Source organism: Cellulosilyticum sp. (assembly GCF_982396655.1).
The window spans coordinates 72,788-87,176 of sequence record NZ_CEVXFV010000010.1 but is presented as its reverse complement, the minus strand read 5'-3'; the positions used below and the strand labels follow the sequence as shown (position 1 = coordinate 87,176).

The window sequence follows — 14,389 nt, the reverse complement described above, 5'->3', positions numbered from 1 at the left end:
GAAGTTTTTGTTAATTTTCATAACTTTCTTTTTGTGGTGTTAAAGAAAAATAAAACGTAACCATTTCTCCCGGTTCGGAACGTACTCCAACCATCTCACCATGTTGCTTTAAAATTTCTTTAACAATGACAAGACCTAAACCTACACCTCTCTTATCTTGACCTCTCGAGCGGTCCCCTTTATAAAAACGATCCCAAATCATCTTCTGTTGTTCCCTTGGAATAGCTGGTCCACTATTGCAAATACCTACCCATACCTTATTACGATAACTCGTTGTAATAATCTTAATTTCACCATGTTCATTTACAAACTTTAAAGCATTATCTAATAAATTTTGTAAAACACGGCTAATCCCATCCATGTCACCTAATATATAATTGCATTTCGTATCTAATTCAATCTTTACCTGGACATCTTTTTCTTTTGCACGATTTTCTAAAGTAAGTGCCACAGTCTCAATCATCCTATTAATATTAATAGGTACCTTTTCAATTGGCACACGACCTTCTTCTAACTTACTTAAATCCAGAATTTTATTAGTCATATTAATCATACGCTTTGACTCATTAAGTACAATTTTCAAATATTTTTCTTGGTTTTCTGGCGGAATCGTTCCATCTAATATTGCCGTCACAAAGCCTTGTATTGACGTAAGTGGTGAACGTAAATCATGAGATATATTTGCAATAAAACTATTCCTATTTTCCTCTATCTTATCAAGTTCTTGTGCCATATTATTAAATGACATTCCTAGCTCAGCAATTTCATCTTTCCCTCTAATTTCTATGCGCTTATCAAATTGACCACTAGCAATAGTCTTAGCCACTGCATTCATTTCCTTTAGTGGCCGCGTCATTTGCTTAGAAATAAAATAAATCCATACAAATAAAAAGCTTCCGATAAGACCAACTACTTGTAAAATAATATTACGTACCTCATCAATTGTTTCTAAAATAACTGGCATAGGTGTGTGAATAAATAAAGCAAAATAAATTTCTTCCCTTATTTCAATCGGATAACCAACTGTTAAAACCGGTGTTGAAAAGTATTCCTTAAAACCATTTTCAATACGCACAATATTACCTTCAAATACTTTTTCAATATCTTGTCTATTAAGTATATTTTGATAATCAATAGGTACAACGCCCTTATCTGAAAGTGCAAGAACCGTCCCGTCTTGTCTAACAAGCCAAGAGGTTGCTTGCATATAACTTTCCATTACCTCAATACGATAAAAGATTTTCTCCACACCTTCTTCACGATAGTTACTAAAATGTCCAAGCTTATAGTACTCTTCTGCTAAGCTTTGTGCTTGTTTAATCATCATATCTTGAGTGTACTGTACAAAATACGAGCGAAATGTATTTGTAAAAGTAATAAATAATATAATAAGTGTGACTGTTAAAATGCTAATATAGACTGTTACTAAACGGCTAAAAAGAGACGAAAATTCAAATGTATCTTTTATTTTTCGAATTTGTAGCCTACTCCCCAAACGGTTTTTATGCTCCATGTATGATCACCTTCAAATTTATCTCTTAATCGCTTAATGTGTACATCCACAGTTCGTGTATCACCCACAAAGTCATAACCCCAAATCTTATCTAAAAGTTGTTCCCTTGTAAATACTTGTTTGGGATGACTTGCTAAGAAGTATAAAACCTCTAATTCCTTTGGTGGAAGTTCTACAAGACTTCCTTCATAGGTTACTGAGTAATTGTCTTTATCAATAATTAAATTATCAAGTACAATACGATTTTTGGTTTCAATCGTTTCTACTGGCATGATATTACGTCTCAGCACAGCCTTTACCCTTGCCATGAGCTCTTTAGGATCAAATGGTTTTACCATGTAATCATCTGCCCCTAATTCTAACCCTAAAACTTTATCAAATACTTCGCCCTTAGCTGTCAGCATAATAATCGGCGTACGGCTTTTCTTTCTAATTTCTTTACATACATCATAACCATCAATTTCTGGTAACATGACATCCAAAAGAACCAAATCTGGTCCATATTCTTCAAATGCTACAAGGGCTGCACGTCCGCTATGAACCTCCTTTGTTTGATAACCTTCCTTATTTAAATATAAGGAAATAAGTTCGGAAATGTTGGTGTCATCATCTATTATCAGTATCTTAAGCATATCTATTCCTCTCTCTTCTTTATTTCTTTGATTCTTTCTGCCATTTAATATATCTTTTTCATGTCCTACTCATATCAACTTTATCATTTTATCATTACATTCTTATTTTAATGTGACAACTGTTACACCCATTTCCCCTTCACCAAAAGTACCAGGTCTTTGTGATGCTACATGTGGGTGACGACGTAGCATTTGCGTAATTCCTGCACGAAGGGCCCCTGTTCCTTTGCCATGAATAATTGTTACTTGTTTTAAACCAGATAAATAAGCATCATCTAAATATTTATCTACTATAGGATTTGCTTCATCTACCATCATACCACGTACGTCTACTTCTGTAGAAATGGTACTTGTTTTACTTATACCATAGCTTACCCCACTTGTATTGGATTTACCACGAACTTTTTTCTTAGGTGCTTCATTAGCATTAGTTTCTTCTACGCGAATTAAATCACTTAAGTTAACCTTCATTGGCATAATCCCCATGCGTACCTCTACCTTGCCACTACTATCAACCGCTTTTGTAACGATACCTTTTTGCATAAGAGAGGCTACCATTACCTCTTCACCTACTTCTACACTTGTCAGTTTTTTAGGTGCATTACGATGACTACCTGTTATTTTGCTCATACGTTTCTTTTGACCTTCTACTGTAGAAGTCATCTTTTGTTTAGCTTCTTGAAGGCTACGTTCATCAATCATTACCTTCGCATCTCTAGCTGCTGCACGTACTTCTTTAAGTGTTTGATCGGCTTCCATCTCAGCTGCCTTAAGCATTTCTTTGGCTTTTAATTCAGCCCGCTCTAGAATTTTCTTCTTTGCCTTATCAATCTTCTTGCGTTCATTTTGAATTTCCTCTTTTAAACGTTCCGCTTCATTACGATAAGCTCTTGCACGTTCACTTTCAATCTCAGCCATACGTTTACTTTGCTCAAGATCTACTAAAATGTCTTCCATTTTTACATTTTCTTTTTGAAGGAATGTTTTGGCATCATCAATAAGATGTGCAGGAAGTCCTAATTTTGTTGAGATAGCAAAAGCATTACTTTTACCTGGTACACCAATTAATAATTTATAAGTTGGACTTAATGTTTCTACATTAAATTCTGCACTAGCATTTTCTACGCCATCTGTTGAAAGCGCATAAAGCTTTAACTCACTATAGTGAGTTGTTGCTACTGTACGAATTTGCTGTTTACGAAGATGCTCTAAAATAGACATTGCAAGCGCAGCACCTTCAATAGGGTCTGTTCCAGAACCTACCTCATCTAATAACACAAGCGAATTTAAGCTCATATCTCTTAAAATCTCTACGATATTTGTCATATGTGATGAAAATGTACTTAAGCTTTGCTCGATGCTTTGTTCATCTCCCAAATCTGCATATATCCCTTCAAAAACAGCAATTTCACTTTCTTCAGCTGCTGGAATTTGAAGTCCAATAGCTGCCATCAGTGTAAATAACCCAATTGTTTTTAAGGTAACTGTTTTACCACCTGTGTTAGGTCCTGTAATAAGTAAACTTGTAAATTCCTTACCTACATAAACATCAATAGGTACAACTGTTTCTTTATTTAGAAGTGGATGTCTTGCCTTCTTAAGATTTATATACCCTTTATTATTTAACTTAGGTTGACGACAATCATACTTCAGTGAAAATTCACTACGTGCAAAAATTGCATCCAACTTAATTAAGTAATCGTAATTTACACTCATCTCCAATGTAATTGGTGCAATTTGATTCGTTAAATCAATTAGTAATTTTTCAATTTCTTCTTGCTCTTTACCTTCTAAGCTTTTAATTTCATTGCCTAAATCTACAACTGTCATTGGCTCAATAAATACAGTTGCTCCTGTAGCAGATTGATCATGTACAATCCCTTTAAATTGCCCCTTGTATTCTACTTTAACGGGAATACAATAACGGTCGCGACGCACTGTAATAACAGGGTCCTGAATCATATCTTGATAATGACTGGAATGAATTATGTTTTGAAGTACTTCTTTAATCTTTACACTTAAATTTTTGATTTGACGACGAATTTGATATAACTCTGGTGTTGCATTATCTGCAAATTGATCCGGCGCCAAAATACAACGACTAATTTCTCGTTCTATAATTGCATAAGGTGTTAATGTTTCAAAATATTCACCTAGCACCTCATATGTTTGCCCTGTTGCTGTTGCATCCTGATAATAATTTTTAGCCTGTCTTGTCATACGCATAGTATCTCTGACTGCTAAAAGTTCTCCACTACCAAGTATTGCCCCCATTTCAACTCTTTTTAAAATAGGTTTCATCTCATGGAGACTTGCAAGTGGTAGCTTTCCTTGCTTGATACTCATCATCATAGCCTGAGCAGTTTCATCTTGAAGCTTCTTAACAATTTCAAGTTCAGAAGAAGGTAGCATTTGACTTACTAAATGCTTTCCACCTTCTGTCACTGCTTGCGATTTTACAAGTTCAAGTACTTTATGAAATTCTAATTTATAGAGTGTTTTTGCGTTCATTTTATAACCTCTTATATTGTATTTAACGTTATTTCTATTATGACACAATTTGTCTGCTTTGCAAATATTAAAAACTAAACCTTCTTATTCCTATAAAAAAACATGAGGCTAATGACATAGCCTCATGTTTTTTTAACTCATGTCTTTTTAACTATTGATAATACGACTACTTGTGACATAATTGCGTGCATAATATGGACTATCTAATCTACTGAGCATCACACCATTGGTACCATCAGCATGTAAAAACATATTATCACCTGCGTATATCCCTACATGTGAAATCGTTCCTGTATTCTTACCTGTTGTATCAAAAAACACAAGGTCGCCAGGACGAAGCTCTGCTTTGTCAATGATTTTACCATCTCTTACCTGTGTTGCCGCAAGCCTCGTAATGTTAATATCAAAAGTTTCATATACTTCTTTGGTGAGTCCTGAACAATCTACTCCTTTTTTTAGGTCATTACCACCCCATACATAAGGCGTACCAATAAACTGTTTACCGTAATCTACGATTTCTTCACCTAAAACCTTACTATATGGTATATATTCATTTTGTGTCACTTCCACACTTGTTTTACGAATCCATCCAACATCACCATTTAAACTCACTTTATACCAATCATTATTTTGGCCAATGATATGAACTTGCTTACTATAAGTAGTCCCTAAAATATCGGCATATTGATCTGGATAACTCCTTATATCTGTATTTGCATCACGAAGTGAGGCAACTATGCCAGTATACTTAGGGAATATTGACTTTCGTTCTACAGGACTTGCATAAAGTGTGGTACTCATTAAAAGCGCTAGTCCTACTCCTAAAACACGCTTCATTAAAGATTTCATAATTTCCTCCTAAAAGCTAAAACTTCCATTTGCAATTATTGCACAATATTCCGTTTTTTATACAGCCTTAAGAGGATTTTCTCTTACCAGTGATAATGATGCAGTTCACCTGCTATTTTGAGATGCTCAAAATTATGTTGTCTGAGCGCTTCATAAAGTACAATTGCCACAGAATTTGATAAGTTCAAAGAACGCGCTTCTGAAATCATAGGAATACGAATACAAGTTTCTTTACTTTCTAATAAAATCTCTTCTGGAATACCTGCTGACTCTCTCCCAAACATAATATAAGCATCTTCTTCATACGCTACTTCTGTGTAAGTTTGACGTGATTTAGTTGTTGCCATATAAACTTTAGGATAATTATTTTTCTCTAAGAATTCCTGATAGTTTTTATAAGTTTTTACTGTTACTAAATGCCAGTAATCAAGACCTGCACGCTTAATTTGTTTTTCATCTAATGAAAATCCTAATGGTTCAATTAAATGAAGCGTAGCACCTGTCGCAGCACAGGTTCTTGCAATATTTCCTGTATTTTGTGGTATTTCTGGTTCATGTAAAACGATATTCATCGTACATCCTCTTCTTTCTTTTGTATATTATAAATTTCATGATAAACATTTCCACTATATGCCTATTATTATATGTCATATTTTGTCTTGAATCAACGCCCACCTTTCCCAGTCTTAACTTTTGACATTTCGTTTAAAATTTGTTGAATATTTTACACGAATCAATTATTTGATTTTATTTTTAACTATTTTTCTTTAAATTTATCGATATATTCTTTTTTTATTTAATCATTTTTACCTATTTTATTTATAACATACAAGCTCTTTCTACTTATTTCTTACTAATTTATTTTCTACAGCTTCAAACAAATAATTTGAATATATGTTTTTATTGTGATATTTTTTAAAAGTCACATTTTTAAATATCATTTTCTAAGTGTTTAACACTTACAATGATTTAATTCATTACATAGGGAGAATACTGATTATGAAAAAATTTGCTTTTTTATTTGTTTTAATGAGCACACTAGCTTTCGTAGGATGTGGTAATACCAATACACCTGCCCAGCCTACTGAAGTTACACCATCTACTACTACAGAAACTGCATCTACACCAAATGAAGCCGAAAGTCTTGTAGTCGATACAAACGTTTCAACTGCTGAAGATGCACTTAACCTTTTAAAAGATGGCAATGCACGTTTCGTAGCTGATGATACTGAAATCATTAATGTTTCTTCTGCAAAAAGAACTGAGCTTGAAAATGGGCAATCACCTTATGCCGTAGTTATTTCATGTTCTGACTCTCGTGTTACACCATCTCACGTTTTTAATGCAGGACTTGGAGAACTTTTTGAAATTCGTATTGCTGGTAACATTTTAGATGAATATGCACTTGGTTCTGTAGAATATGGCGTAGAACATCTTGGTTGCCCGCTTCTTGTTGTCATGGGACATGAAAGCTGCGGCGCTGTAACTGCTGCCTTTGAAGCCTATGAAGCCAAATCAGAACCCGAAGGTGCCATCGGCGAACTTGTTGCTGCCATCACACCAAGCGTAGAAGCTGTAAATGCTTCTTCTATTGAAGATGCCTCTCACACAAATGTTCAGGCTACTATTGAGACTCTTAAACAAAATCCTGTCGTAGCTGAAGCCATTGAATCAGGCAAACTTCAAGTTGTAGGGGCTTACTATGACTTAGATGGTCATGTTACATTCTTAGATTAATCATTATTTTATCTCACTTTAATTGGCCTAATATAAATAAAATGGGTGTCGTAAATTTACGACACCCATTTTATTTAGTGTTTAAAAGTATCTTATTTGTTTAACTTTGAGAACAAGTCTGCAAATACAAAGTTACCTTCATCTTCTTTTTGTTGCTGTTTCATATACTTCTGTACAGAACGTTTATCTACCTTTTCATTATTACTACGATACCTTTTATTAAATGTACTTAATTTTTCTCTAAATGTACATGTTGTACATACATAAATCTGCCCATCTCCCTGCCCACGCAGTTCTAATTTTTTGTGGCATTGTGGACAGCGTGTATTTGTAAATTTACTTACTGTTTCTTTATAACCACACGCACGGTCTTGACATACATACATTTTACCATGTTTACCTTTAACATCTAACAAGAATTTTCCACAGTTAGGACAACGTTTACCTGTCATATTATCATGTACGTATTTATCTGTTGACCTCTTCACATCTTTAACAAGGCCGCTGCTATAAATGCGAATATTTTCCAGAAACGTCTTTGGACTCTGTTTGCCTTTGCTGATAAGTTCTAATTCATTTTCCCACTTAGCTGTTAAAAGTGGTGATTTTAAATCTGCTGGTACAAGTTCAATAAGCTGTTTTCCTTTTGATGTTGGAATGATATCCTTGCCATTTTTTTCGATGTAAAACATATTATAGAGCTTTTCAATAATATCTGCACGTGTAGCAACAGTACCAATACCACCTGTTTCACCTAACGTTTTTGCTGCCTTTTGACCTACATTTACATAAAGGTATGGCTTTTCCATAGCAGAAAGTAGTGTTGCCTCATTAAAACGAGCTGGTGCTTTTGTGAAGCATTTGTTTTTTGCAACACTTTGGAGTTTAACACTTTCGCCTTTTGTAAGAACTGGCAAACTTTGATCTTTTACTTCTTCATCATTTTCTTCTTCTACGCTATAGTCATATAAAGCCTTCCAGCCTTTTTCCTGAATGTTCTTGCCTTTTGCAATAAGGCTTTCTCCTGCCACTTCTACTGTTACATTCATCTGTGTATATTCAACCGGACGCATTAACACACTTAAGAAACGTTTTACAACTAGATCATAAATCTTACGTTCTTCATTACTAAGACGTGTAAGCATAGCACTTTCTTCTGTTGGAATAATTGCATGATGATCAGATACCTTACTGTTATCAACAAAGTTTTTACTCACCTTAAAACCTTTGTTGATAATTTCACTTGCAAAACTTCTATAGGGTCCAATCGCCACTGCCTTTAAACGTTCTTTCAAGGTAGGTACAATATCTTCTGAAATATAGCGTGAATCTGTTCTTGGATATGTCAATACTTTATAATTTTCATATAAACGCTGCATAATTCCTAATGTTTGTTTTGGACTAAAACCAAAAAGTTTATTTGCATCACGTTGTAGTTCTGTTAAATCATAAAGTTGCGGTGCATATTGCTTTTTATTGCTTTGACTAATCTCTGTAATGATAGCTTCACCTGTTTCTATCTGTTGAATAAGGGCATCTACTTTGCTTTCATCTTTTAATGTTTTTTGTTCCTTTGCTTTATAGCTTAAAGTAAATACCTTCCCCTCTTGATTAACAGCCTTAGCACTTATGGTAAAATAAGCCTGTGGTACAAAGTGTTTAATAGCTTCCTCTCTATCTACAATCATTGCAAGTGTTGCTGATTGTACACGTCCTGCTGAAAGCTGTGCATTATATTTGCAAGTGAGTGCCCTTGTGACATTAAGTCCTACAAGCCAGTCACCTTCTGCCCGACATACGGCTGCACGATATAAGTTATCATACTGACTTCCTGGTTTTAAATTTTTAAACCCTTCTAAAATAGCTTTATCTGTAACAGATGAAATCCAAAGACGTTTAATAGGCTTCTTAACACCTACCTTATCAATAATCCAACGTGCTACAAGTTCACCTTCACGTCCTGCATCTGTCGCAATAATAATATCTGTAATATCTTTTCTTTGAAGCTGTGTTTTAACCACTTGATATTGTTTACCTGTCCCTTTTAAAACAGTCAACTTCATTTTAGGCGGTAACATTGGTAATGTTTCCATTGACCATGTTTTGTACTGATCACCATAAGCTTCTGGGTCTGCAAGTCCTACTAAATGTCCCATTGCCCAAGTCACCACATATTTATCGCCTTCTATAAAACTTCCATTTTGTTTATGACATTTTAAAACGCGGGCAATATCTTTTCCCACACTAGGCTTTTCTGCTAATACTAACGTTTTTCCCATGCATGTATCTCCTTATAACTCTACAATGCGCATTTCTCATGGCATTATGACTGTAGTATACTTATTAATGCCTTATTATATCATTCTTTTTACTTTTCATAAAGTATTCAAATCTCACCCTTTATTTTTTGACAAAATAATTGATGGATAAAAAATAAAACCTGCTAATGAAATCAAGACCTCATTAGCAGGTTTTTTGGCTTATTGAATTGCTACACCTGTTACTACAACATCCGCCGGGCCACTTCCCAAGGCACAGCCAAAAGTATAACTTTCACCTGCTTTTAATTCCGGTTGCCATGTGGGATTTGAAATAGTGTATGTCGTCCCATTACTGCTTTTTAAATCTGCTGACCAGATAGAAGTAATGTTACGATTGGTGGTAAATGTACATTCCCATCCATTTAAATCTTTATTACTTAAGTTAGTGACTGTAATTTCAGCAGTTGCACCATCCGTCCAGTCTGATGTGACCTTTAAACGCACTGCATACGCCTCTTTATCAGAATTTGAATCAGATGGGCTCTCATTAGAATTATCAGGTGCTTCAGTATTGTTGCAAGCTTCAAACACCCATGTTTGACAGCTATTTTTATAATAGGTCCACTGACAAACATTCGAACCATCTGATGTCCCAAAATTATATACATCTAGAGATTTTGTATCTCCTGAACTCTTTGTTAAAATACCATATACATTATCTTGAGATGTAGGGACTAACTTAAATTTTTGTGCATCCATATTATTCTCTGAATAAATTTGAACATTAGTACCATCCGCATTTATGCCACCTGAGATATCCAGCATATAACCTAGACCATTTTTAAGTGTTATGTAGCCATTACCTGCATTTGTTAAATACCACTTTTGACCTTGTACACCTGTGCCAGTTGCAATTTCTACATTTTGACCATTCCCACCTACATTCTCTGTGACTTGCAGGTATTTCTGAGCGTTTGTATTTTTAATATAATACCATCCATCTGGAAGTGTGACATAATTTTCTACTGTTGAATCATCTGGCATATTGCTATCTGTTTGATTCATTGCTTGCCAGTAATCTAATGCCATACTGCCACTAAATACAAAGTATATATCTTTTATACCTGATACATTTGAGAGTGTTCCTGTCACTTCTTTATAGGCGCCATTTGTATTGGGCACCTCGATATAACCTAGTACTTGCCCAGAAGGACTTCCTTCACATACTTTAATCACACCATTGCTGCTTGCTTTTGCTGAAACAGTTATCTTAGATAACCCTTCAGAAAAGTTTACACCCTTTACGCCAATCCAATCACCGCTATTAATATCTGTAACCTTTGTATCACCACTACCGCTAATACTTACACCTGCTTGAATAGCCATTGTTTCAGCTTGAACTTTTTGATATGGATTTAAATAAGTCACTTGCGATACGCCTGTCATCGTCCCCTTAACTTCTGATATCTGACCATTATTAACTATCAGTTTATCAATATGGGTACTTCTATACCCCTTATTTTGACCAAGTGCAGCTTGCTCTAATGTTCTTGTGTGATAGGCAAGATAATAGTCTCCTTTAAACTCAAAAATAGTATGATGATTGTTTCCAGTTGACTCTTTAAAATAAAGTCCTGGGTTTTTAAATACTTCTCCTGCATGGGTAAATGGTCCCATAGGACTATCACCTACCATATATTCTATAGCAGCTGTGCTAATACCTGATCCCGCAGTATTCCAATTTGAACAATATGAATAGTAATACTTATTACCTATCTTATTAATACCTGAATCCTCAAATAAATAAGGTGCATCAATAGTCACAGGTGTTCCTGCTAAACTTGTCATATTATCACCTAGTTTTACTACGCGAGCTGTTTTAGGATGCGCGTTTTGTCCAGTAGGTACACCCCCTCCAAAGTAAAGGTATCCACTGCCATCATCATCCACCAATACAGCAGGGTCAAAGCACCATACGACATCCCCACAATTAGCCGTTGACTTATCTACAAGGGCTTTACCAATAGGATCCGTCCATGGTCCTGTAGGACTATCTGATTCAAGTACGCCTATACCACCTGCATTATTCGCAAAATAAAGGAAGAACTTTTCTTGCCCATTAATTGTTTTATGCGTTGCACAGGGTGCCCATGAACAACTTGCCCATTTTGCCACGCCAGCACTTCCAGCCACCTGAATAACCCCATGGTCTGTCCAGTTTACTAGGTCCTTTGAGGAAAAACAATTCAGTGTCTGAATTTTACTATAAGTATTCTCCCCTATGCTCCCATTACTATATTCTAATGAATCATTGGTACAATAAATATAAACGGTATCATCATAAACCATAACACCTGGATCCGCACTGTATCTTTGTGTAACAATTGGATTATTTTCATTTAGGTCCTTATAAGATTCAGTAAGTGATATATTATTAAATAAACTTACAGAATCTGTTGCATAAGTCATTATGCCACCTTGTACTATAAGACCTAATACTAATAAACTTGTACCTGTTTGTTTTAATGCCTTATTCATAGTTATTTGTAATCCTTTACGCATATTATCAATCCCCCATGTACTTTAATTTAAAGAGGCCTCTGTAATTTCAACATTAGCAGTACCGCTTCCCATTGAGCAACCAAATGTATAGCTTTCTCCTGCTGCCAAATAACCATTCCATTCTGGACCTGTAATTGTATAAGTTGTTCCCTCACTACTTACTAAATTAGCATTCCACACCTGTGTTATTTCACGATTTGTTGTAAATCGACATGTCCAGTTATTTAAGTCATTGCCAGTTAAATTTGTAACTGTAATCTCAGCAGTTGCACCATCTGTCCAGTCTGAAACAACCTTAAGTGCTACTTTACAGCTAGATGAATTTAAATCCCCTGTATTATTATCTGAAGAACTATCTCCTGTTACACTGCAAGGTTCTAATATCCATTTTTGACATTCATTTTGATAATAAGACCACTGACAAACATTAGAGCCATCTGATGTTCCAAAGTTATAAACATCAAGTGCTTTCGTATCTTTTGAACTTTTTGTTAAAATGCCATACACATCATTTTGAGATGTTGCTACCAATTTAAACATTTGTGCATCCATGTTATTAGCTATATAAGTTTGAATGTTTGCCCCATCAGTATTTGTCCCATTTGCTACATCCAACATATAGCCTAAAGCATTTTTTAGTGTAAAATAACCCTCTCCTACATTGGTTAAGTACCATTTTTGACCCGCTACACCTGTTCCAGTACTAATCTCTACATTTTGTCCATTGGCACCTGTGTTATCCTTTACTTGAAGATATTTCTGTGCATTGGTATTTTTAATATAATACCATCCATCATTTAATGTGACATAATTATTATTCGTTGTATCACTATTCCCACCATTATTATTGCCGCTGTCTCCACTATCCTCTGAATAACCTGCATCTGTATAGGCTTTTAAAACTGAATAATACGCTGCTTTTGGTGTATAAATATTACTAAATAATAATGGATTTTTATCACCAATCCAAGAATTGCTATCTGAAACACCCCAAAACGTAATACTTGTAATATTAGCACCAGCTTTTTTCGCATTTATAATGGCTGTAAATAAATCATAATAATAGTTAGCAAGTTCAGTATCTGAAGTATTTGCAACATCTAATTCTGTAATTTGAATTTCAAATCCAGCTGCTGCAAATTTTTTAAGAGCTTCTGTATAATATGCAACGCTTGGAAAAGTAGTTGATAAATGAGACTGCATACCAATCCCATTACAAATCTTCTTATCTGCATTAATATAATTAATGAGCTTAATCGTATCATCTACAGTCATATATGTATTGTAATCATTATAAAATAAGCTTACTGAATCTGTGAGTCCAAAGTAAGAGATACAATCATAGGCATACTGAAAGGCCCTTTTAACAAATTCAGCCTGTACACCAGGTGTCCCATACACTTTAGACCATCCTGAAGAAGTCGCATGTAAATACTCATTGACAACATCCCATGCATAAACAACGCTGCCATACTGGCTTGAATGTACATGGTTCATATAAGTCTTAATATACATTTCCATACGGGCATTCATCACATCTTCACTGACATAATCACTTGTTTTGCTATAACCACTTCTAAAATACCAATCAGGTGTTTGTGAATGCCATACCAAAGTATGTGCACGTAATGCAATGCCATTTTCATAACAAGTTTTTAAAACATTATCAACTTGACTAAAGTTGAGTTTAGGTACTGTACTTTCTTTATAATTATCCGGTATATAATAACCAAGACTTTTAGCTTCTTCTACTGATATAAGCGTTGGCGCCCATCCTAAAATATAATCCGGTTTCATCTCATTTCCAATCGTTGTACTATTGTACTGTGTCTTTAGATGGTTACGTATGCTGCTATCGCATAACTCTGAATAAACTACTTCACCGCCAATTTTCCCAAACAGTTTACCATAGGTATTTAATAGTGTTGCTTCACTCGTTGCTGCGCTTACTATATTATAAGACCCTATTGCTATAAACATCATAAATGCCAAGACTACTGTAAATATTTGATTTAACTTTTTACAACTCATAAAATGCCCCCCTATCTGTTTACATACTCATTTTAGTTTTTTCTTTATTAGTTTAGAATATTCTAAACTTAATATGCAAATTAGCTTTAAAAATCGTGTAAATAACGTTTCACATTGTGCACATGTGCTTTTTTGATTATAATATATTCTTCATATTTTTGTTCACTATTTTACTAAAATGTAAATAAAATTAACATAACTTGTATATAAGTTATTGCTGATGCTACATAATCCTATTTACGCTAAGGCTTATGCAACATTCCTAGGCGTAAGAAGATTAAAAATAGAAATCT

9 protein-coding genes are annotated in these 14,389 nt (G+C 34.6%); 1 reads left to right on the top strand and 8 read right to left on the bottom strand.

The genetic code is table 11. The annotated features are described in order from the left end of the window. Nucleotides 1-10: 10 nt before the first annotated feature. The 5 genes from AC1VAQ_RS06480 to trmL form a co-directional block, all read right to left on the bottom strand. On the bottom strand, nucleotides 11-1,513 hold the full coding sequence (locus AC1VAQ_RS06480; protein ID WP_302596562.1) for a sensor histidine kinase: 1,503 nt from the start codon (nucleotides 1,511-1,513) through the stop codon (nucleotides 11-13). Next, entirely contained in the window at nucleotides 1,465-2,145 is a 681-nt protein-coding gene (locus AC1VAQ_RS06475; protein ID WP_302596563.1) for a response regulator transcription factor, read from the bottom strand. Before AC1VAQ_RS06475 ends, AC1VAQ_RS06480 begins: the two co-directional genes overlap by 49 nt. Before the next feature lie 102 nt (nucleotides 2,146-2,247). Then, nucleotides 2,248-4,656 (bottom strand): endonuclease MutS2, encoded by a 2,409-nt coding sequence (locus AC1VAQ_RS06470; protein ID WP_302596564.1) that lies wholly within the window; start codon nucleotides 4,654-4,656, stop codon nucleotides 2,248-2,250. Nucleotides 4,657-4,803: 147 nt separating this feature from the next. Further along, nucleotides 4,804-5,505, bottom strand: coding sequence for a C40 family peptidase (locus AC1VAQ_RS06465; RefSeq protein WP_302596565.1), 702 nt, complete (start codon nucleotides 5,503-5,505; stop codon nucleotides 4,804-4,806). An 83-nt stretch (nucleotides 5,506-5,588) separates the two neighbouring features. Continuing rightward, entirely contained in the window at nucleotides 5,589-6,077 is a 489-nt protein-coding gene (gene trmL / locus AC1VAQ_RS06460) for a tRNA (uridine(34)/cytosine(34)/5-carboxymethylaminomethyluridine(34)-2'-O)-methyltransferase TrmL (RefSeq protein WP_302596566.1), read from the bottom strand. Between the two features lie 427 nt (nucleotides 6,078-6,504). On the opposite strand from trmL, the gene AC1VAQ_RS06455 reads away from it, so the two are divergent. Further along, nucleotides 6,505-7,242: a carbonic anhydrase gene (locus AC1VAQ_RS06455; protein WP_302596567.1), complete on the top strand. Its 738-nt coding sequence runs from the start codon at nucleotides 6,505-6,507 to the stop codon at nucleotides 7,240-7,242. 92 nt (nucleotides 7,243-7,334) lie between these two features. On the opposite strand, the gene AC1VAQ_RS06450 is transcribed toward AC1VAQ_RS06455, so the two are convergent. The 3 genes from AC1VAQ_RS06450 to AC1VAQ_RS06440 all read right to left on the bottom strand — a co-directional run bounded on the left by AC1VAQ_RS06450 (nucleotide 7,335) and on the right by AC1VAQ_RS06440 (nucleotide 14,096). Further along, entirely contained in the window at nucleotides 7,335-9,521 is a 2,187-nt protein-coding gene (locus AC1VAQ_RS06450) for a DNA topoisomerase III (RefSeq protein ID WP_302596568.1), read from the bottom strand. Between the two features lie 201 nt (nucleotides 9,522-9,722). Beyond that, complete coding sequence (locus tag AC1VAQ_RS06445) at nucleotides 9,723-12,065, bottom strand: family 43 glycosylhydrolase (RefSeq protein ID WP_479903656.1); 2,343 nt, start codon at nucleotides 12,063-12,065, stop codon at nucleotides 9,723-9,725. 21 nt (nucleotides 12,066-12,086) lie between these two features. Continuing rightward, a complete protein-coding gene (locus AC1VAQ_RS06440) occupies nucleotides 12,087-14,096 on the bottom strand; it encodes an endo-1,4-beta-xylanase (protein WP_302596570.1) in 2,010 nt (669 codons plus the stop codon). Nucleotides 14,097-14,389 lie beyond the last annotated feature (293 nt).